Annotated in this window: 15 protein-coding genes; 9 read left to right on the plus strand and 6 right to left on the minus strand. The window is 72.2% G+C overall.

All coding sequences use genetic code 11. The annotated features are described in order from the left end of the window. Positions 1–66: 66 nt before the first annotated feature. The 3 genes from AC5L3Z_RS03310 to mce form a co-directional block, all read right to left on the minus strand. Positions 67–1,329, minus strand: a complete 1,263-nt coding sequence (locus tag AC5L3Z_RS03310; RefSeq protein WP_494839348.1) for a coiled-coil domain-containing protein — start codon at positions 1,327–1,329, stop codon at positions 67–69. Between the two features lie 279 nt (positions 1,330–1,608). Continuing rightward, complete coding sequence (gene ccrA, locus AC5L3Z_RS03315; protein WP_494839598.1) at positions 1,609–2,964, minus strand: crotonyl-CoA carboxylase/reductase; 1,356 nt, start codon at positions 2,962–2,964, stop codon at positions 1,609–1,611. A 398-nt stretch (positions 2,965–3,362) separates the two neighbouring features. Beyond that, positions 3,363–3,839, minus strand: coding sequence for a methylmalonyl-CoA epimerase (gene mce, locus AC5L3Z_RS03320; protein WP_494839350.1), 477 nt, complete (start codon positions 3,837–3,839; stop codon positions 3,363–3,365). Positions 3,840–3,901: 62 nt separating this feature from the next. Between mce and AC5L3Z_RS03325 the strand changes: the two genes are divergently transcribed. The 3 genes from AC5L3Z_RS03325 to AC5L3Z_RS03335 all read left to right on the plus strand — a co-directional run bounded on the left by AC5L3Z_RS03325 (position 3,902) and on the right by AC5L3Z_RS03335 (position 6,653). After that, the gene (locus AC5L3Z_RS03325) at positions 3,902–5,098 is read left to right on the plus strand and encodes an acetyl-CoA C-acetyltransferase (RefSeq protein ID WP_494839351.1); all 1,197 of its coding nucleotides are present in this window, start codon (positions 3,902–3,904) and stop codon (positions 5,096–5,098) included. 58 nt (positions 5,099–5,156) lie between these two features. Then, a complete protein-coding gene (gene meaB / locus AC5L3Z_RS03330; protein ID WP_494839352.1) occupies positions 5,157–6,158 on the plus strand; it encodes a methylmalonyl Co-A mutase-associated GTPase MeaB in 1,002 nt (333 codons plus the stop codon). 84 nt (positions 6,159–6,242) lie between these two features. Next, positions 6,243–6,653 carry an Asp23/Gls24 family envelope stress response protein gene (locus AC5L3Z_RS03335; RefSeq protein WP_494839353.1) on the plus strand — a complete coding sequence of 137 codons (411 nt, stop codon included), beginning with the start codon at positions 6,243–6,245 and terminating at the stop codon, positions 6,651–6,653. A gap of 10 nt (positions 6,654–6,663) precedes the next feature. On the opposite strand, the gene AC5L3Z_RS03340 is transcribed toward AC5L3Z_RS03335, so the two are convergent. Next, positions 6,664–7,284, minus strand: coding sequence for a TetR family transcriptional regulator C-terminal domain-containing protein (locus AC5L3Z_RS03340; RefSeq protein WP_494839355.1), 621 nt, complete (start codon positions 7,282–7,284; stop codon positions 6,664–6,666). A 107-nt stretch (positions 7,285–7,391) separates the two neighbouring features. Here AC5L3Z_RS03340 and AC5L3Z_RS03345 point away from each other — a divergent pair, with 107 nt between their 5' ends. The 5 genes from AC5L3Z_RS03345 (at position 7,392) to AC5L3Z_RS03365 (ending at position 12,688) form a co-directional block, all read left to right on the plus strand. Beyond that, positions 7,392–8,108: an SDR family NAD(P)-dependent oxidoreductase gene (locus AC5L3Z_RS03345; RefSeq protein WP_494839356.1), complete on the plus strand. Its 717-nt coding sequence runs from the start codon at positions 7,392–7,394 to the stop codon at positions 8,106–8,108. Between the two features lie 44 nt (positions 8,109–8,152). Continuing rightward, positions 8,153–8,392, plus strand: coding sequence for a tautomerase family protein (locus AC5L3Z_RS03350; RefSeq protein ID WP_494839357.1), 240 nt, complete (start codon positions 8,153–8,155; stop codon positions 8,390–8,392). Positions 8,393–8,510: 118 nt separating this feature from the next. After that, positions 8,511–10,199 carry a coenzyme B12-dependent isobutyryl-CoA mutase large subunit gene (gene icmA / locus AC5L3Z_RS03355; protein ID WP_494839359.1) on the plus strand — a complete coding sequence of 563 codons (1,689 nt, stop codon included), beginning with the start codon at positions 8,511–8,513 and terminating at the stop codon, positions 10,197–10,199. Positions 10,200–10,399: 200 nt separating this feature from the next. Continuing rightward, positions 10,400–11,323, plus strand: coding sequence for a tetratricopeptide repeat protein (locus tag AC5L3Z_RS03360; RefSeq protein ID WP_494839361.1), 924 nt, complete (start codon positions 10,400–10,402; stop codon positions 11,321–11,323). 66 nt (positions 11,324–11,389) lie between these two features. After that, a complete protein-coding gene (locus AC5L3Z_RS03365; protein WP_494839363.1) occupies positions 11,390–12,688 on the plus strand; it encodes an arginase family protein in 1,299 nt (432 codons plus the stop codon). Between the two features lie 179 nt (positions 12,689–12,867). On the opposite strand, the gene AC5L3Z_RS03370 is transcribed toward AC5L3Z_RS03365, so the two are convergent. Then, on the minus strand, positions 12,868–14,829 hold the full coding sequence (locus AC5L3Z_RS03370) for a penicillin-binding transpeptidase domain-containing protein (RefSeq protein ID WP_494839365.1): 1,962 nt from the start codon (positions 14,827–14,829) through the stop codon (positions 12,868–12,870). Between the two features lie 291 nt (positions 14,830–15,120). On the opposite strand from AC5L3Z_RS03370, the gene AC5L3Z_RS03375 reads away from it, so the two are divergent. Next, on the plus strand, positions 15,121–20,175 hold the full coding sequence (locus AC5L3Z_RS03375) for an NAD-glutamate dehydrogenase (RefSeq protein WP_494839366.1): 5,055 nt from the start codon (positions 15,121–15,123) through the stop codon (positions 20,173–20,175). A gap of 62 nt (positions 20,176–20,237) precedes the next feature. On the opposite strand, the gene AC5L3Z_RS03380 is transcribed toward AC5L3Z_RS03375, so the two are convergent. Next, positions 20,238–20,942: a class F sortase gene (locus tag AC5L3Z_RS03380; protein WP_494839600.1), complete on the minus strand. Its 705-nt coding sequence runs from the start codon at positions 20,940–20,942 to the stop codon at positions 20,238–20,240.

The raw sequence follows: 20,942 nt of genomic DNA on the forward strand, positions 1-20,942 counted from the left end.
CACGGCGTGGGGCAACACCGGTCACCCGGTGTCACCCCACGCCGTCAGCCCCGACGCTGCGGTGGGTCAGCTGGTGGTCTCCGCGGTGGCCCGCTGCTCGGTGCCGGCCTTGGCCGGCTCCGGCTTGGCCGCCGTGGCGGCCGGCTGGGACGGCACACCCGGCACGATCCCGGCGAGACCGGAGAGCATCTGGCCGAGCTGCGAGGTGACGGCGTCCTTCTGGCGGGTCAGGTCGTCCACCTCGCGGCGAGCCGCCTGGGTGGTCAGGTCCGCCTCGGTGCGAGCCTCGTGGAGCAGCCGCTTCGCCTCGGCCTTCGCCTCGTTCAGCGTCTTGTCGGCCAGCGCCTTGGCCTTGTCGACCGTCTCGTTGGCGGTGCGCTCCGAGTCGACCCGGCGGGCCTCGGCGCGCTGCTCGATCTCCTTGGCGCGCTCCTGGGCGGCGCGGGCGCGCTGCTCGGCCTCGCCGACCAGCTTCTGGGTCTGCGCGACCTGGGCGGCGTGCCGCTCCGACTCCTCGCGCTCGGCCTTCTCGCGGCGCTCGGCGAGCTGGAGCTCCAGGGCCTGGAGGTCCTTGTCGCGCTTGTCGCGGGCGTCGGTGAGCAGCTTGGTCGCCTCGGCGCGCTTCTCCTCGGCCTCGCGGGCCGCCTTCGCCCGCTGCTGGGTGATCTCCCGCTCGGCGGTGGCGCGGAGGGTCGCGACCTCACGCTCGACGGTGGACTTCAGCTCGGCCACCTCGTGCGCGGTGACCGTACGAAGCTGCTTGGTCTCCCGCTCGGCGTCGGCACGGAGCGTGTCGGCCTCGCGGCGGGCCTGCACCCGGACCTCGGCGGCCTCGCGCTCGGCGGCGGTACGGACGGTGCCGGCCTCCCGCTCGGCGGTGGCCTTCATCGCGGCCGCCTCGGCCCGCGCCTTGTCGGTGATCTCCCGCGCCTCGAGGCGGGCGGCGGAGAGGATGCCCTCCGACTCGCGCTTGGCCTCGTTGCGGTGGTCGTTGGCCTGCTCCTCGGCCAGCCGGAGGATCTGCTCGACCCGGGTGCCGAGACCGGAGAGGGTCGGCCGGCTGTTCTCCTCGAGCTGCTTGTTGGTGTCGGTGAGCTTCTGCTCGAGCGCGGTCTGCCGCTGCTCGGCCTGCCGGAGCCGACGCTGCGCGTCGTTCATCCGCTGCTCGGCCTCGGCCCGAGCCTGCTCGGACTGGGTCAGCGCGGCGGTCATCCGGCCGATGAAGTCGTCGACCTGGTGGGTGTTGTATCCGCGCAGGCCAACGGTGAAATCTGGCTGCGAGTTCGCGTTATCGAAGAACGCGAGAGGGGAGGACTGCTGCTGGGGCATTGGGACATACTCGCAGACCCCCCGGGGGCGTTCGCAAGAGCGGTCCCGAGCTTTCGTGTCCTCTTTACATGGTCAACTGCAACGCCGCGGGAGACCGGACCAAACGGCGATCTTGGCAGCTCCCGGGCGGGCCGGGGGTCACGCAAAGTGAGCGTGAAAAGGGCCGCGGGACATGCCCGCGGCCCTTTGTCCCGCTCACTCGAATGGCGGTCCGGTGACCGGTGCGGAAAGGCAATGGCCGCCTCGCCGCAATGGGTGAGCGGCCCTCACCCGGACGGCTCAGTGGCCGCGGAACCGGTTGATCGCGCTCTCGTGGCGGGACCGCATCTCGGTGTCCCGGACCCCCAGCCCGTCGGTGGGGGCGAGGCAGCGGACACCGACCTTGCCCTGGTGGGCGTTGCGGTGCACCTCGTACGCCGCCTGGCCGGTCTGCTCCAACGGGTAGGTCCTCGACACCGTCGGGTGGATCTGGCCGAGCGCGACGAGACGGTTGGCCTGCCACGCCTCGTGGTAGTTGGCGAAGTGGCTGCCGACGATCCGCTTGAGGTGCATCCAGAGGTAGCGGTTGTCGTACTGGTGCAGGAAGCCGCTGGTGGAGGCGCAGGTGACGATGGTGCCGCCCTTCTTGGCCACGTAGACGCTGGCGCCGAAGGTCTCCCGGCCGGGGTGCTCGAAGACGATGTCCGGGTCCTCGCCGCCGGTCAGCTCGCGGATCCGCTCGCCGAAGCGGCGCCACTCGTCCTGGTCCTGGGTCTGCTCGTCGGACCAGAACCGGAAGCCCTCCGCGGTGCGGTCGATCACCAGCTCGGCGCCCATCGACCGGCACAGCTCGGCCTTCTCCGGCGAGGAGACCACGCAGACCGGGATCGCGCCGCCGTTGAGCGCCATCTGGGTGGCGTACCCGCCGAGGCCGCCGGAGGCGCCCCAGATCAGCACCACGTCGCCCTGCTTCATGTTGGCCCCGTGGTGTGAGACCAGCTGCCGGTACGCGGTGGAGTTGACCAGCCCGGGGCTGGCCGCCTCCTCCCAGCTGAGGTGACGCGGCTTCGGCATCAGCTGGTTGGCCTTGACCACGGCCAGTTCGGCGAGCCCGCCGAAGTTGGTCTCGAAGCCCCAGATCCGCTGCTGCGGGTCGAGCATGGTGTCGTCGTGGCCGGCCGCGTCCTCCAGCTCCACCGACAGGCAGTGCGCGACCACCTCGTCGCCGGCCTTCCACTTCGTCACGCCGGGGCCGGTACGCAGCACCACGCCGGCGGCGTCCGAACCGACCACGTGGTACGGCAGGTCGTGCCGGCGGGTCAGCTCGGAGAGCCGGCCGTAGCGCTGGAGGAACTTGAAGGTCGGCAGCGGCTCGAAGATGCTGGTCCAGACCGTGTTGTAGTTGATCGCGCTGGCCATCACCGCGACCAGGGCCTCGCCCGGACCGAGTTCGGGGGTGGGCACCTCCTGCAGGTGCAGCGCCTTGCGCGGGTCCTTGTCCCGGGTGGCCATCCCGTCGAACATCCGGGTCTCGTCGGCGCGGACCACCATGCCCCGGTAGCTCTCCGGTACGGGCAGACCGGCAATACGGGCCAGCTCGCGCTCCGGCTGGTCGGAGCCTTCTGCCGCCATGATCGCTTCGAGGATGTCCTGCACGGTGACCTCCCGTTCGTCCGCACCCACGCCGGGGGGCAGGGGTGCTGCCATCGTCGGCGCCGGTGCGACCGACCGCCATGTCGGCAATCGACACATCCGGCACCGGTCGCGCTCCTTGTGGGCCGGGACGTTACTGAACGGTAGCTAGGGCCGGAAGTCCTCTGTGAAAAACTGCATTGGCCGATGCGTGGAGCTGTCCGTGGGACACGCCTATCGCGCACCGCCGCGCTCCGTCCCGCCTCCTGGGACGGGTCACGTCGTCGCCTTCGCCGGTGCCGCCCCCGCCGCCGGCCGTCAGCGCGGCCCCGGTTCGCGGCGTGTCGGGGTGTCCGGCGACAGGGGCGGCCCGACACGCCGCAAACGGCGGCACAGGGCAGGGGCAGGGGCGAAAGCGGTGGTCAGTGGGCGTCGGCGGCCGGCTCGACCAGCTCGACCAGGACGCCGCCGGCGTCCTTCGGGTGCACGAAGTTGATCCGGGAGTTCGCGGTGCCCCGCTTGGGCTCCGGGTAGAGCAGTCGCACGCCCCGCTCGCGCAGCGCCGCGCAGGCCGCGTCGATGTCGGCGACCGTGTACGCCACCTGCTGCACGCCCGGGCCGTTGCGGTCCAGGAACTTCGCGATGGTCGACTCCGGGGTCAGCGGGGCGAGCAGTTGCACGCAGCCGCCCTCGGTGGTCGGGCCGACGGCCAGCATCGCCTCGCGTACGCCCTGCTCGGTGTTGGTCTCGACGTGCACGCAGCGCATGCCGAAGGTGCGCTGGTAGAAGTCGATCGCCGCGTCCAGGTCGGCCACCGCGACGCCGACGTGGTCGATGCGGCGCAGCCCGACGTCTGTGACAAAGTCGGCAGCGGTCTCGACGGGGGAGTTCTCAGCCATGGCGCTAGTCTGACCGAACAATCGTTAAGGCGTACAGGTCGGCACCCCCTCGGAGGCAGGCAATGGCTTCGGTGATCGTCAGCGGCGCGCGGACCCCGATGGGGCGCCTGCTCGGCAACCTCAAGGATCTCCCGGCGACGAAGCTCGGCGGCGTCGCGATCAAGGCCGCGCTGGAGCGCGCCGGCGTCGCCCCCGACCAGGTCCAGTACGTGATCATGGGTCAGGTGCTCCAGGCCGGCACCGGTCAGATCCCGGCCCGTCAGGCCGCCGTCGAGGCCGGCATCCCGATGTCCACCCCGGCGCTGACCATCAACAAGGTCTGCCTCTCCGGGCTGGACGCGATCGCCCTGGCCGACCAGCTGATCCGGGCCGGCGAGTTCGACATCGTGGTGGCCGGCGGCATGGAGTCGATGACCAACGCCCCGCACCTGCTGCTCGGCCAGCGCACCGGCTACAAGTACGGCGACGTCACGATCAAGGACCACATGGCCCACGACGGACTGAGCGACGCCTGGGACTGCTGCTCGATGGGCGAGTCCACCGAGCGGCACGGCGCGAAGCACGGCATCACCCGGCAGGAGCAGGACGCGTTCGCCGCGGCCAGCCACCAGCGGGCCGCCGCGGCGCAGAAGAACGGCCACTTCGCCGACGAGATCACCCCGGTGGTGATCCCGCAGCGCAAGGGCGACCCGCTGGTGATCAGCGAGGACGAGGGCATCCGCCCGGACACCACCGTCGAGTCGCTCGGCAAGCTCCGCCCGGCCTTCGCCAAGGACGGCGCCATCACCGCCGGCAGCTCCTCGCCGATCTCCGACGGCGCCGCCGCCGTGGTCGTGATGAGCAAGGCCAAGGCCAAGGAGCTGGGGCTGACCTGGCTCGCCGAGATCGGCGCGCACGGCAACGTCGCGGGTCCGGACAACTCCCTGCACTCGCAGCCGTCCAACGCGATCAACCACGCCCTGAAGAAGGGCGGCCTGGGCATCGACGACCTCGACCTGATCGAGATCAACGAGGCGTTCGCCGCGGTCGGCATCCAGTCCACCCGCGACCTCGGCATCAGCCCCGACAAGGTCAACGTCAACGGCGGCGCGATCGCGCTGGGCCACCCGATCGGCATGTCCGGCGCCCGGCTGGTGCTGACCCTCGCGCTGGAGCTGAGGCGGCGCGGCGGTGGCACCGGCGCGGCGGCCCTCTGCGGCGGTGGCGGCCAGGGCGACGCGCTGATCATCCACGTCCCGGCAGGCGGTGAGACCGCGTAGTGAGCGCGAGGATTGAGCCGGGTCTGCGAGCCCCGCAGTCGCGAACGAGGACGGCACAGTGAGCGAGGCTGTCGACGTCCCGGCCGCGTCCGCCGTACCGGTGCGGCGTAGTCGGGACGTACCCCTGCTGGTGGAGCGGGCCCGCGCGGGTGACCCCCGCGCGGTGGCCCGCCTGATCACCCTGGTCGAGTCCGGTGACGAGGTGCTGCCGCAGGTGGCGGCGGCGCTCGCGCCGTACGCCGGTCAGGCCCAGGTGGTGGGCCTGACCGGTTCCCCGGGTGTCGGCAAGTCCACCACCACCAACGAGCTGGTCCGGGCGCTGCGGGCGCGCGGACACCGGGTCGGGGTGCTGGCCATCGACCCGTCCAGCCCGTTCACCGGCGGGGCGATCCTCGGCGACCGGGTGCGGATGCAGGACCACGCCACCGACCCGGGCGTCTACATCCGTTCCATGTCCAGCCGGGGCCACCTCGGCGGCCTCTCGGCGGCGACCCCGCAGGCGGTCCGGGTGCTGGAGGGCGCCGGGTGCGACGTGGTGCTGGTGGAGACCGTGGGCGTCGGTCAGGCCGAGGTGGAGGTCGCCTCCCTGGCCGACACCACCCTGGTGCTGCTCGCGCCCGGCATGGGGGACGCGATCCAGGCGGTCAAGGCCGGCATCCTGGAGATCGCCGACGTCTTCGTGGTCAACAAGGCCGACCGGGACGGCGCCGACGCCACCGTCCGCGACATCCAGGGCATGATCGCCCTGGGGGAGCGCGGGCCGGGCGAGTGGCGCCCGCAGGTGGTCCGGTCGATCGCCGCGCGGGGCGAGGGGATCGACGACATCGCCGCCGCGATCGACAAGCACCGCGGCTGGCTGGAGCAGCACGGCGAGCTGCGCCGCCGCCGGGAGGCGCGGGCCGCCGCCGAGATCGAGGCGATCGCGCTCGGCGTCCTCCGCGCCCGGATCGGCTCACTGCGCGACGGTACGGAGCTCCCGACGCTCGCCGCGAAGGTGGCCGAGGGCGGCACCGACCCGTACGCCGCCGCGGACGAGCTGCTCGCCCAGCTCCGCTCCTGACCCTTCCACTGCGGACGGTCCCCGACTAGTACGCTCGCACCGCCCCACGACGCGTGGGGCGGTGCGAGCCGTGGTGGGGAGAGCATGGACGAGGCGACGCAGGAGCTGTCGGTGACGCCGGACGCGGTGGCGGGCGGGACGACGCAGGTCTCCGACGAGGTGGTCGAGAAGATCGCGGTGGCCGCCGCGAAGTCCGTACCCGGCGTGGCCGAGCTGGGCGGCGACGTGGCCCGCTTCTTCAACGCGGTGCTCGACAAGGTGGGCCTGGACCAGGTCGGCGACGCCCGGCGAGGCTGCTCCGCGCACGTCACGGACGGCGCCGCGGTGGTCAACCTGGTGCTGGTGATCGAGGCCGGTCACCCGGTGCCGCAGGTGACCGACGGGGTGCGGGCCGCGGTGACGGCGGCGGTCGAGGGTTACGGGCTGCGCGCCGACGAGATCAACATCCGGGTCGACGACGTGGCCCTGGGCGGTCCGCCGCTGTCGCCGGCCTGAGACGGCCCGCTCAGGTGAGCGTGGCCCGGATCTGTGGCGGCACCTGGAGCAGGTCCAGGCTGTTGCGCCACAGCGTCTCGAGCTGGGCGGGGTCGTTGAGCAGCTTCGCCAGCAGCGCGCGTCCCTCGATCTGGGCGACCATGGAGCGCGCGGCTTCGCGGGTGTCGACCGACGGGCCGGCCAGCCCCTGCTCCTTCGCCTCGACGATCACCTGCTCGATGAGGTCGATCTGGGCCTCGAAGATCTCCTGGAGTCGGCTGCGGACCTCCTCGGCCTGGTTGCTCAGCTCCAGTGCGAGGTTGCCGAAGAGGCAGCCGGTGACCAGGCCGGCCTCGCGCTGCCCGGCGCGCTGCACCTCCTCGGTCGCCTCGAACAGGTCCCGTAGCCGCCGCAGCGGGTCGCGGTCGTTGCCGAGCAGCTCGACCCACTGCCGCCGCTGCTCCGCCCAGTGCTCGTCGATGACGGTGAGCGCGAGCGCCTGCTTGGACTCGAAGAAGTAGTAGAAGCTGCCCTTGGGCACGCCCGCCGTGGCGCAGATCTCCGCCACGCCCAGCGCCGAATATCCGCGCCGCTCCAGCAGCGTCGCGGCCGCTTCCAGGATCTTGTTCCGCGCATCACTCGTCCGGCCCATGCATTGGACGATACACGACCGGTCGGCTAGTTTTTTGTCGACCAGTCGTCTACTGGCCATCCAGGGCCGGGCCAACGGGGTCTTCGCCCGTCAGGAAGGGACACCTCATGACCACCAGTCAGGGACAGAAGGTCGCCGTGATCAGCGGCGCGTCCCAGGGCATCGGCGCCGGCCTCGTCCAGGCCTACCGCAAGCTCGGGTACGGCGTCGTGGCGACCTCCCGCTCGATCGGCGACGCCCACGACCCGGAGATCGTCACCGTCCGGGGCGACATCGCCGACGCCGGCACGGCGCAGCGGGTGGTCGGCGCGGCCCTCGAGCGCTTCGGCCGCATCGACACCCTGGTCAACAACGCCGGCATCTTCGTCGCCAAGCCGTTCACCGACTACACCGACGAGGACTTCGACCGGGTCGCCGGGATCAACCTGGCCGGCTTCTTCCACCTCACCCAGCGCGCCCTGCCGCACCTGCTGGCCTCCGGCGCCGGGCACATCGTCACCATCACGACCAGCCTGGTGGACCAGCCCAACCGCAACGTCCCCTCGGTGCTCGCGTCGTTGACCAAGGGTGGCCTCAACTCCGCGACCAAGTCCCTGGCCATCGAGTACGCCAGCCGCGGACTCCGGGTCAACGCCGTCTCGCCCGGCGTCATCAAGACCCCGATGCACCCGGTGGAGACCCACGAGGCGCTCGCCGGCCTGCACCCGGTCGGCCGGATGGGCGAGACCGGCGACATCGTCGACGCCGTCGTCTACCTCGAGTCCGCGCCCTTCGTCACCGGCGAGATCCTGCACGTCGACGGCGGCCAGAACGCCGGTCACTGACCCCCGACCCCGACCGACCCGCAACCCCTGAAAGGACCAGTGCGATGCCGATCGTCAACATCCAGATCACCCGGGAGGGCAGCACGCCCGGTACCTCCGCGGCCACCGCCGAGGAGAAGGCGGCCCTCATCAAGGGGGTCAGCCAGCTGCTGCTCGACGTCCTGAACAAGCCGCTCTCCTCGACCTTCGTGGTGATCGACGAGGTCGACACCGAGAACTGGGGACGGGGCGGCCTGCCGGTGGAGGAGTTCCGCCGACTGGAGGGACCGGCCGCGTCCCGGTAGCCGTCGAAGCGCGTACCGGCCGGTCACGTTACCGGCCGGTACGAACTTCCTTAGCGATCGTTCAGGCACCCGTTCTACACTCGGTCTTCAGTCGAGGACCCGAGGAGGAGCCCCGCGGATGAACGCCGACGAGATCGCAGCCGGACGGGCACGCTGGCAGGCCCGCTACGACGCCGCGCGCAAGCGGGACGCCGACTTCACCACGCTGTCCGGGATGACCGTCGACCCGGTGTACGGCCCACCGGAGGGCACCGCGTACCCGGGCTTCGAGCGGATCGGCTGGCCGGGCGAGTACCCGTACACCCGGGGTCTGCACCCGACCGGGTACCGCGGCCGGACCTGGACGATCCGTCAGTTCGCCGGATTCGGCAACGCCCAGCAGACCAACGAGCGCTACAAGATGATCCTCGGCGCCGGCGGCGGTGGACTCTCGGTCGCGTTCGACATGCCGACCCTGATGGGGCGGGACTCCGACGACCCGCAGGCACTCGGCGAGGTCGGCCACTGCGGCGTGGCGATCGACACCGCCGCCGACATGGAGACGCTCTTCGACGGCATCGACCTGGCCGGCGTCACCACCTCGATGACCATCTCCGGCCCGGCCGTGCCGGTCTTCTGCATGTACCTGGTCGCCGCCGAGCGGCAGGGCGCCGACCTGTCCAAGCTGGACGGGACGCTCCAGACCGACATCTTCAAGGAGTACATCGCGCAGAAGGAGTGGCTCTTCGACCCCGAGCCGCACCTGCGCCTGATCGGCGACCTGATGGAGTACTGCGCCCGGGAGATCCCGCGCTACAAGCCGCTCTCGGTCTCCGGCTACCACATCCGCGAGGCCGGCTCGACCGCCGCGCAGGAGCTGGCGTACACCCTCGCCGACGGCTTCGGCTACGTCGAGCTGGGCCTGTCGCGCGGGCTGGACGTCAACGTCTTCGCCCCCGGGCTGAGCTTCTTCTTCGACTCGCACGTGGACTTCTTCGAGGAGATCGCCAAGTTCCGGGCCGCCCGCCGGATCTGGGCCCGCTGGCTGCGCGACGTCTACGGCGCCACCAGCGAGAAGGCCCTCTGGCTGCGGTTCCACACCCAGACCGCCGGGGTGTCGCTGACCGCGCAGCAGCCGGTCAACAACGTGGTGCGGACCGCCGTCGAGGCGCTCGCCGCGGTGCTCGGCGGGACCAACTCGCTGCACACCAACGCGCTGGACGAGACCCTGGCGCTGCCCACCGACGAGTCCGCCGAGATCGCCCTGCGTACCCAGCAGGTGCTGATGGAGGAGACCGGGGTGGTCAACGTCGCCGACCCGCTCGGCGGCTCCTGGTACGTCGAGGCGCTCACCGACAAGATCGAGGCCGAGGCGGAGGAGATCTTCGCCCGGATCCGGCAGCTCGGCGGCGAGGGCCCGCACCAGATCGGCCCGATGACCTCCGGCATCCTGCGCGGCATCGAGGACGGCTGGTTCACCGGCCACATCGCCGAGTCGGCCTTCGTCTACCAGCAGGCGCTGGAGAAGGGCGACAAGAAGATCGTCGGGGTCAACTGCCACACCGGCACCGTCGCCAAGGACCTGGAGATCCTGCGCATCTCGCACGAGGTGGAGCTGGAGCAGCGCCGGCTGCTGGCCGAGCGGAAGTCGACCCGCGACGACGCGGCCGTACGGGCCGCGGTCGCCCGGATGGTCGAGGTCAGCCGCACCACGGAGAACATGGTGCCGGCGATGCTCGACGCCGTCCGCGCCGAAGCCACCCTCGGCGAGATCTGCGACGCCCTCCGCGCCGAGTGGGGCGTCTACCGCGAACCCGCCCGGTTCTGACCTCCGTCCACCCCACCCCGTCACCTCTCGGTTCCGGCCCGTCGGACGCGGCATCCGCCGCTGCTGTCGGGGTCGCGACCGCGAGATCGCGGGGTGGGGTGGCGTGCGGCCCGGCAGGGGGATGAGCAGGGGTGAGAGTTGCAACTGTCGCCGTCGCGGTTGATCTGAGTTCAGCGGGACACGTGCGAGACTAGGTAACCATGAGCGACCCACGGATCACCTCGTCGATCTTCACCCGCGGCGCGGTCGACCTCAGCGCGCTGCGCAGCACCGCACCGGCCCCGACCCGCCCCGCCACACCGACCCAGGCCGGCCCGCCCGCCGGTCTACCGGGCGGCCCCGCCGCAGGCGGCGGCGTCGCCGTGATCGACGTGACCGAGGCCACCTTCCAGTCCGAGGTCCTCGAACGTTCGCTGAGCACACCGGTGGTCGTGGACTTCTGGGCCGAGTGGTGCGAGCCCTGCAAGCAGCTCAGCCCGGTGCTCGAGCGGCTCGCCGCCGAGGGCGGCGGGGCCTGGGTGCTCGCCAAGGTCGACGTGGACGCCAACCCCCGCATCGCCCAGATGTTCCGGGTGCAGGGCATCCCGATGGTCTACGCGGTGGTCGGCGGGCAGCCGGTCGACGCCTTCTCCGGCGTGGTGCCGGAGGCCCAGCTGCGGCAGTGGATCCAGGCGGTACTCAAGGCCGGTGGCGTGAGCGTCGCCGAGCCGGAGGACCCGCGCCTCGACGAGGCCGACGACGCCCTGATGAGCGGCGACCTGGACGCCGCCGAGCGGGCGTACCGGAAGATCCTGGCCGACGCCCCCGCGGACGCCGCGGCCGAGGCCGGCCTGGCCCAGGTCGGGGTCGCCCGCCGGGTCGCCGGTGTCGACCCCCGGGCCGCGCTCGCCGCCGCCGAGGGCGCCCCCGACGACGTCGAGGCCCAGCTGCTCGCCGCCGACATCGAGGTGCTCAGCGGCCTGGCCGAGCAGGCGTACGCCCGCCTGGTGGGCCTGGTCCGCCGGACCTTCGGCGACGACCGGGAGAAGGTACGCCAGCACCTGGTCTCGCTCTTCACCATCGCCGGCCCGGACGACCCCGCGGTCGCGTCGGCCCGACGGGCTCTGGCCAGCGCACTGTTCTGAGTTCCCAGCACGCCAGCGCGGGCCGGCGTTCCGGCCGGCCCGCCCGACCACCGAGGACGGGAGCCCATGATGCGCCGGATCGCCGTCCTCGACGCGCCGACGAACCTGGGTCTGCGACCCCCCACGTCCACCTCCGTGCCCGGCTGCGCCAAGGCGCCCGGCGCGCTGCGTGACCAGGGGCTGCTCGCCCGGCTGCGGGCCCGCGACGCGGGCTGCCTGACCCCGCCCCGGTACGACCCGGGCGACTGGCGGCCCGGCGACGGCGTCTGCCACGCCCGGGAGATCTCCGGCTACTCGCTGACCCTCGCCGACCGGATCGGCGAGATCATCGACCGGGGTGAGTTCCCGCTGGTGCTCGGCGGGGACTGCTCGGTGCTGCTCGGCTCGGCGTTGGCCATGCACCGGCTGGGCGAGGCGGTCGGCGGGCGGATCGGGCTGGTCTTCGTCGACGGCCACTCCGACTTCCGGCACCCCGGCAACGCCTCCTACGTGGGCGCGGCGGCGGGGGAGGACCTCGCCCTGGTGACCGGGCGGGGGCAGGCCGATCTGGCCGCCATCGAGGGACGGCGGCCCTACTTCCGGGACATCGACGTGGTCGTGCTCGGCATCCGCGCGCAGGACGAGTACCGCCTCGACCTCCAGGCCGCCGGCATCACCACCCGGCCGGTGCCGGCGTTGCGCGCCGAGGGCGCCGCCCGGACCGCCCAGTGGGCGCACGAGCAGCTCGCCGACTGCGCCGGCTACTGGGTGCACATCGACGTGGACGTGCTCGACCCGGCCGTGATGCCGGCCGTCGACGCGCCCGACCCGGGCGGGATCGCCTTCGCCGAGCTGGAGATCCTGCTCGCCGGCCTGGTGGACACCCCGCACTGCCTCGGCGTCGAGCTGACCGTCTTCGACCCCGACTACGACCCGGACGGCTCGTACGCCGCCGAGATCGTCAACACCGTCGTGGCCGGGCTGGCCCCGGTCTCCGCACCGGGGGCGGTGCCGCCCCGGTTGCTGCCGTCGGCCCCGCCGCCGCAGCGCGTCCGCTCCGTCGGGCCGGGGCTCCTCGTCGGTGCGGCCACCCCGTCCGACAACGGCGCCGGCGCGGCCGACCGTTCGGGGCCGGGCACGCCGCTGGCCAGCACGCCGGTCGGGCCGGCCGGGCCGACGGGGGAGCCGAGGGCGGTGCCGGGCCCGGGAGCCCTCGTGGCCGGGGACCTCGCTCCGGCGCCGGTGGAGACGCCGGTGCCGGCGGTCGCCGTCGAGCCGGTCGGACCGCCCGCCGCCGTCGGGCCCGGCCTGCTCCGCCGGGTGCCCCGCGCCGAGGAGGACGGTGCGTCGGAGGACGACCCGTCGTCGTCCGCCGGCATCGCCTGACGGCTCCGCCTCCGACCCGGCGGCCATCCGCGCTGCCGTGCGGCCGTCCCGCCCGGGCCGGTCCCGACGGTGCCGCCCGCGTGATCGACCCCGGTTGCGGCGGGTCGGGGTATCCCGGCCGGCGACACCCCGACACGCCGCAAACCGGGGTGACCGGCCGGCGAGCCTGGAGCGGTGGGTCAGCGGAGGGCGCGGAGGAAGCGCTCGGTGATCGGGACCGCGCTGTCGGTGCTCGACCCGCCCCGCTCGACGAAGACGGCGAACGCGATGTCGCCCTGCCAGCCCACGAACCAGGCGTGGGTGTGCTTCGGGTCGTTGTCGTACTCGGCGGTGCCGGTCTTGCCGTGCACCGGGCCGCCCGGCACGTCGGCGAGGGCCTTCGCGGTGCCGGCGGTGACCACCTCGCGCATCATCGCCCGCAGCGGCTCCACCGCCGCGGCCTTGAGTTGCGGGCCGGGCTCCGCCGGCTTGGCCGGGGCCGGGTCCGACACCAGCTTCGGCTGTTCCCAGCGGCCCCGGGCGACGGCGGCGGTGGCGCCGGCCATGGCCAGCGGGCTGACCACGGTGGTGCCCTGGCCGATGGCGGCGGCGGCCTGCTCGACCGGGGGGCCGTTGGCGGAGACCTTGCCGGTGAAGAGCTCCGCACCGAGGTCCCAGCTGCCCTCCAGGCCGAGGGTACGGGCGGTCTGGGCGAGCCCGTCGGGGCCGAGCTGCGCTGCCAGCGGGGCGAAGGCGGTGTTGCAGGATCTGGCGAAGTCCGTTCGGAACGGCACCTTGCCGAGGACGAAGTCGTCGGAGTTCTTGAACTGGCGGCCCTCCACGGAGACGTTCCTCGGGCAGTCCACGATGGCGTCCGCGGTGACGGCGCCACGGTCCAGCAGGCCGAGGGCGCTGACCATCTTGAAGGTGGAGCCCGGGGGCACCTGGGCGGTGAATGCCAGGTTCTCCCCGGCCGCGCCCGGGCCGTTGGCCACGGCGAGCACCGCGCCGTCGCTGATCCGTACGGCGACCAGGGCGGAGCGCCGCTTCTCGGCGCCCAGGGCGGCGTCGGCCGCGTTCTGGGTGGCCACGTCCAGGGTGGTCCTCAGCGCCTGCCCGGTTCTCGGTTCGCGGCGGAACAGCTCCGTGCCGGTCGGCGACAGCTTGCCGTCGGGGCCCGGACGCGTGGTGACGACGGTGAGGCCGGGGACGCCGCGCAGCCGGTCGTCGTAACGGCCCTGGAGACCGCCGTGGCCGACGAGATCACCCTGGACGTACCGGTCGGGGTGGGCGGCGAGGTCGTCGGCCCGGGCCGGGTCGACCGTGCCGAGCAGGGCCCGGGCGAACTCCCGGGTGGGGGCCAGGTCCAGCTTGTCGGTCGAGAACAGGGTGCCGGGCAGGTCGTAAATGCGCGGACGAATCTGCCGGTACGCCTCGTCCCGCAGCGTCACCACTTCCACGCGGGCCTCCGGATCGGCCTCTTTGAGCCGTTTCGGCAGGTCGGAGAGGTCCACCGGAGGGGTGATCGGCGGCTTGACCGCCTTGAAGGCGGCGTCGAGCTGCTTCACCAGGGCCGGTACGTCGGTGACCTCCCGGGGGTGCAGCCCGACCCGGACCACCGGCCGGGGCGCCACGATCGGCTGGCCCGCCCCGTCCAGCACGCCGGCGCGGGGGCTGGCGTCGCGGCGCAGCGCCAACCGGTCGCCCTCGGTGAGCTGCTCGTGCACCAGCTGCGGCTCCCAGATCACCTGCCACTGGTCGCCGCCGCTGCGGCGCAGCCGCACCGGCCGGTCGTACGCCCAGGTGGTTCGGCCCGGCAACGCCCACTCCACCCGGATCTTCGCGGTGGCGATGTCCTTGGTGATCTCGGCCTCGCCGGAGCGGCGCAGCGTGGGCGGGGTGGCGGCCAGCTCCCCGGAGAGCTCCTTGAGCTCCTGGGCGACCTCGCTGGCCGGCACCCGGGCGCCGGTCGGGTCGATGAAGCCGACCGCGTCGAGGCTCCCGGAGCGCCAGCCGGTGAGGAAGGCGTCCACGCTGCCCTCCGGCCCGTCGCCGTCGGAGCAGCCGACCAGCCCGCCCCCCGTCAGCGCGGTGGCGGTCAGCGCCGCGAGGACCCGGCGGAGGTGCGTACGGCGACGGCGGTATGGGTACGACAGGGACATGGAGCCTTACCTCCGCGATCTCGGGTCCGCCCTGCACGCTAGTACGCCCGCGCCTGCGGCACTGTCCCGCAGGGCCGCACGCCGGGCCGAAGACGGAGCTGCGGGAGTGTGATGAACATCGCGAGTCGGGGTACTCCGCGACCGGCCGACCGTGGATCTGCAACGGGTGAAAGGACAAAGTCCCGAACCGGACGTCCGGCTGGTGGTCCGCCGACGAACGTGTCGAACGGCAGGGCCTAGGCTGAGCGGCAGAGTGACCCACAACGCGGTGGGTCGAGGGGAGTGGCACCGATGGACCGGCGTCCGGCGTTCAAACCGGGACCCGACCTCCGGCAGGCTGACACCGGCCGGGACGACAGCTTCGATTCGGCGACCGACGGGGACGGCCCCGGCCGACTCGACACAGGAGTGACCGGCAGGACCGGTTCGAGTATCGACACCCTCTACGAGCTGGGGCATCCCGCGGAAGCCCTCGGCGACGACGTGGAGGACGCGGAGCTCGACGAGCCGGTACCCAACGCGGAGCGCCTGGTCGCCCAGGCGATGGCGTTGGCCGGTGAGGATCACGACGCGGCGGCCCTGGTGGGCCGGTTCTGGCGGTTCGCGCCGGACGAGGAGCTGATCGGGTTCACCGCGGAGGAGATGCTCGAAGCGGCCCGGGCGCACCGCGACCTGGCCCAGCAGCGGGTACCGGGGGAGCTGAAGCTCCGTATCCACGAGCCCCACGCCGAGCAGCACCACACCGTGATCGAGATCGTCACCGACGACATGCCGTTCCTGGTCGACTCGGTGACCGCCCTGCTCAACGCCCACCACCTCGACGTCCACCTGCTGGTGCACCCGCTGGTGGTGGTCCGGCGGGAGCCGCTGGGCCGGCTCACCGAGGTCGCCGCCGACGTGGAGCCCGACGACGCGATCGCCGGTGACCTGGTCGAGAGCTGGATGCGGGTCGAGATCGACCCGGTCCGCGACGCCGGTCACCGCGAGCAGCTGCGGCGCGAGTTGCAGCGGGTGCTCACCGACGTCCGGGAGGCCGTCGAGGACTGGCCGAAGATGCGCCAGCGCGCCCTGGCGCTCGCCGACGACCTGGCCGCCGCGCGGACCTCGGACAACCGCCCACCGGTGCCGGAGAAGGACATCACCGACTCGGTGGAGCTGCTCCGCTGGCTGGCCCACGACCACTTCACCTTCCTCGGCTACCGGGAGTACCGGCTGGTGGACGAGTCGGGCGAGGGCGGTCCGGCGCTGGAGGCGGTGCTCGGCACCGGGCTGGGCATCCTGCGCTCCGACTCGCCGGAGGTCCGGACGCTGTCGTCGATGACCCCCGAGGCGCACGAGAAGGTGTTGGAGAAGCGTCTGCTGATCATCACCAAGGCGAACTCCCGGGCGACCGTGCACCGGTCGGCGTACCTGGACTACATCGGCTTCAAGATCTTCAACGAGGCCGGCGAGGTGGTCGGGGAGCGGCGCTTCCTGGGCCTCTTCTCGACCGCGGCGTACCGGACCAGCGTCCGCGAGCTGCCCGTGGTCCGCCGCAAGGTGGCCGAGGTGCTGGACCGCTCCGGCCTGAGCCAGCGCAGCCACTCCGGCAAGGACCTGCTCCAGATCCTGGAGACCTACCCGCGCGACGAGCTGTTCCAGATCAAGACCGACGACCTGTACCAAGCGGTGATCGGCGTGCTGCGGATGGCCGGCCGCCGGCAACTGCGGGTCTTCCTGCGCCGGGACGCGTACGGGCGGTTCATCTCCTGCCTGATCTACCTGCCCCGGGACCGGTTCACCACCCAGAACCGGCTGCGCATGCAGGACATCCTGCTGCGTGAGCTGAACGGTGTCGGGGTGGACTACACCACCCGGGTGACCGAGTCGATGCTGGCCCGGGTGCACTTCATCGTCCGGACCGACCCGGCCAACCCGCCCGGCGACATCGACGCCGACCTGCTCGCCGAGGAGCTGGCCGACGCCACCCGGCTCTGGGACGACGACTACCGGCTGGTGCTGGAGCGCAAGCTCGGCGACGAGCAGGCCAAGCACCTGTTCAGCCGGTACGCCGACGCGTTCCCCGAGGGCTACAAGGACGGGCACACGCCGTACGAGGCGATGAAGGACCTGGCCAAGCTCGAGCTGCTGGAAGAGCCCGGCCAGCTGGAGATGCACCTGTTCCGCAAGCAGTTGGCACCGCGGACCAGCCTGCGGGGCGCCGTCGTCGACGAGACGATGGACGTCCGGTTCAAGGTCTACCGGTACGGCGAGCCGATGATGCTCTCCGCCGTGCTGCCGGTGCTGCACTCGCTCGGCGTCCGGGTGGTCGACGAGCACCCGTACGAGGTGGACCGGGTCGACGGCCGGGTCTTCCTCTACGACTTCGGTCTGCGCCTGCCCGAGGCGCACCAGGAGCTGGCCGAGGTGCGCCCGCACGTGGAGAACGCGTTCGCCGCGGCGTGGCGGGGCGAGGCCGAAGTGGACGGTTTCAACGAGCTGGTGCTCCGCGGTGGCCTCACCTGGCGGCAGGTGGTGGTGCTGCGCGCCTACGCGAAGTACATGCGCCAGGCCGGCACCGTCTTCTCGCAGGACTACATGGAGCAGACCTTCATCGCGTACCCGAAGATCGCGGCGCTGCTGGTCGAGCTCTTCGAGGTGCGGTTCGCTCCGGGTCCGATGAGCGTGCAGGAGCGCCGGCAGCGCGGCGACGAGCTGGTCACCGCGATCGGCGCGGCCCTCGACGACGTGGCCAGCCTGGACCAGGACCGCATCCTGCGGGCGTACCTGACCATGATCCAGGCCACCCTGCGGACCAGCTTCTACCAGAAGCCGGTCGGCGGTCGGCCGAAGTCGTACGTCGCCTTCAAGCTGGACCCGCAGGCCATTCCCGACCTGCCGGCGCCCCGGCCGAAGTTCGAGATCTTCGTCTACTCGCCCCGGTTCGAGGCGGTGCACCTGCGGTTCGGGCCGGTGGCCCGGGGCGGGTTGCGCTGGTCCGACCGGCGGGAGGACTTCCGCACCGAGGTGCTGGGACTGGTCAAGGCGCAGATGGTGAAGAACGCCGTGATCGTGCCGGTGGGCGCGAAGGGCGGCTTCGTGCTCAAGCAGAAGCCGGGGGACCGGGACGAGGCGGTCGCCTGCTACAAGGAGTTCGTCGGCGCGATGCTCGACGTCACCGACAACATCGTCGCCGGTGAGATCGTGCCCCCGAACGACGTGGTGCGGCACGACGGCGACGACCCGTACCTGGTGGTGGCGGCGGACAAGGGCACCGCCACGTTCTCCGACATCGCCAACGAGATCTCCAAGGCCCACAACTTCTGGCTGGGCGACGCGTTCGCCTCCGGCGGATCGGCCGGCTACGACCACAAGAAGATGGGCATCACCGCCCGGGGCGCCTGGGAGTCGGTGAAGCGGCACTTCCGGGAGATGGGCCACGACACCCAGACCCAGGACTTCACGGTGGTCGGCGTCGGCGACATGTCCGGCGACGTGTTCGGCAACGGGATGCTGCTCTCGGAGCACATCCGGCTGGTGGCCGCCTTCGACCACCGGCACATCTTCCTCGACCCGGACCCGGACGCCGAGAGCTCGTACGCCGAGCGCAAACGGCTGTTCGACCTGCCCCGGTCGTCCTGGGAGGACTACGACCGGAAGCTGATCTCGGAGGGCGGCGGGATCTTCCCGCGTACCGCGAAGTCGATCCCGATCACGCCGCAGGTCCGCGCGGCCATCGGGCTGGACGACGACGTCACGCAGCTCAGCCCGCAGGAGCTGATGAAGGCGATCCTCACCGCGCCGGTGGACCTGTTCTGGAACGGCGGCATCGGCACGTACGTGAAGGCGTCGAGCCAGACCAACGCCGAGGTGGGCGACAAGTCCAACGACGCGATCCGGGTGGACGGCAAGAGCCTGCGCTGCCGGGTGGTCGGCGAGGGCGGCAACCTGGGCTGCACCCAGCTCGGCCGGATCGAGTACGCGCTGACGGGCGGGCGGATCTACACCGACTTCATCGACAACGCGGCCGGTGTGGACTGCTCCGACCACGAGGTGAACATCAAGATCCTGCTCAACACGGCGGTCGCCGACGGCGCGCTGGACGTCCCCGAGCGGGACGAGCTGCTCGCCCAGATGACCGACGAGGTCGCCGAGCTGGTGCTGCGGGACAACTACGACCAGGCGCGGGCGATCAACAACGCCCAGGCCCAGGCCAGTTCGCTGCTCCCGGTGCACCGCCGGATGATCAACGAGTTGGAGCGGGCCGGTCAGCTCGACCGCGCGTTGGAGGCGCTGCCGCCGGACGAGGAGCTGGCGGTCCGCACCGAGTCGGGGCTGACCGCGCCGGAGTTCGCGGTGCTGCTCGCGTACGTGAAGATCGTGCTGGAGCGGGAGATCCTGGCCGAGGGCCTGGCCGACGAGGAGTGGACGACCGACATCCTGGTCAACTACTTCCCGACCCCGATGCGGCAGCGCTTCGCGGACCGAATGTCCCAGCACCGGCTGCGGCGCGAGATCGTCACCACCGTGCTGGTCAACGAGGCCATCAACCGAGGTGGCATCTCGTTCGTCTTCCGGGTGGTCGAGGAGACCGCGGCGTCCGCGGCGGACGTGATCCGGGCGTACGTCGTGGTCCGCGAGGTCTTCGGGCTGGGCGAGCTCTGGGACGCCGTGGAGGCGCTGGACAACAAGATCTCCCCGGAGTTGCAGACCAGCGTCTACCTGGACACCCGTCGGCTGGTCGACCGGGCGGTGCGCTGGCTGGTCACCAACCGGCGCTCGCCGATCGACGTGCCGTCCGAGATCGCCCGGCTGCGGGACGGGGTGGCCCGACTCCTGCCGAACCTGGAGGAGCGGTTCTACGGCAGCGAGCGCGAGTCGCTGGCGGCGCACATCGACTCGATGTCCGCCAAGGGGCTGCCGCGCGAGCTGGCCGAGCAGGCGACCCGGCTGATGTACAGCTTCGGCCTGCTGGACGTGGTGGAGACCGCCACCACCACCGGACGGGACGTCGGCGAGGTGGCCTCGGTCTACTTCGTCCTCTCCGACCTGTTCCGGGTGGACTCGCTGCTGTCGAAGATCTCCCTGCTGCCGCGGGAGGACCGCTGGCAGACGCTGGCCCGGATGGCGCTGCGCTACGACCTGTACGCCGCGCTGGCCGCGCTCACCGCGGAGGTCCTCAGCTCCACCGCGGACAGCCTGCCCCCGCACGAGCGGGTGCAGGAGTGGGAGGAGTCGAACGCCACCTCCATCCACCGGGCCCGCCGGGCGATGGGTGAGTTCGACGAGTCGCGGGCGGACCTCGCCGCCCTGTCGGTGCTGCTGCGCCAGATCCGTACCCTGGTGCGGACCTCCGCCGCGGCCTGAGGCGTGCACGTGCCTGCGGCGGGCCGGGTGTTCCCGGCCCGCCGCAGGTGTGTCCGGGCGCCTCAGGCGGTCATCGTGGCGAAGACGACGACGTTGCTCAGGTAGCTGGCGGAGGCCTTGTCGAAGATGCCACCGCAGGTGACCACCCGTAGCCCCGGCCGGTCGCTCGGGCCGAAGACCCGTTCGGTGGGGAAGGCCGTCTTCGGGTACGACGTCACCTCGTCGACGGTGAAGTTCGCCTTCGTTCCGTCGGTGCGGGCCACCGTGATGAGGTCTCCCCGCTGCAAGGAGCCCAGCTCGAAGAAGACGGCCGGGCCGAGATGCACCGAGTCGACGTGCCCGACGATCACGGCGTTGCCGGCCTCGCCGGGGCTGGGGCCGGGTTCGTACCAGCCGGTGCGCTGGGCCTGGTCGAGCGGAGGCACCTGGACGGTGCCGTCGGGATTGGTGCCCAGTGCCATGACCTCGGCGTCCACCCCGATGCGGGGGATGGAGATGGTGGTGGGTGCGGACCGGACGAGCGGCGCGACGGCCGGCCCGGCAGCGGGGGACGGGTCGCCCAGATCACCGTCGGTGACCGGCGCGGTGGCCTGGGGATTGGCCTGGGGAGTTGCCTGGGCCGCCGGTTGTGGCGGGCGGGGCGGGGGGACGGTGCGCAGCGACGCGGCGATCATCCCGGCGCCCCCCATGGCCAGCAGGACGACGACGGCCGCGCCGGCGGCGCGCCACGGTTTCCCGTGACGGCCGCCGGCCCGTGTCGCCGTCAG

The sequence above is a fragment of the Micromonospora sp. LZ37 genome (assembly GCF_059359015.1).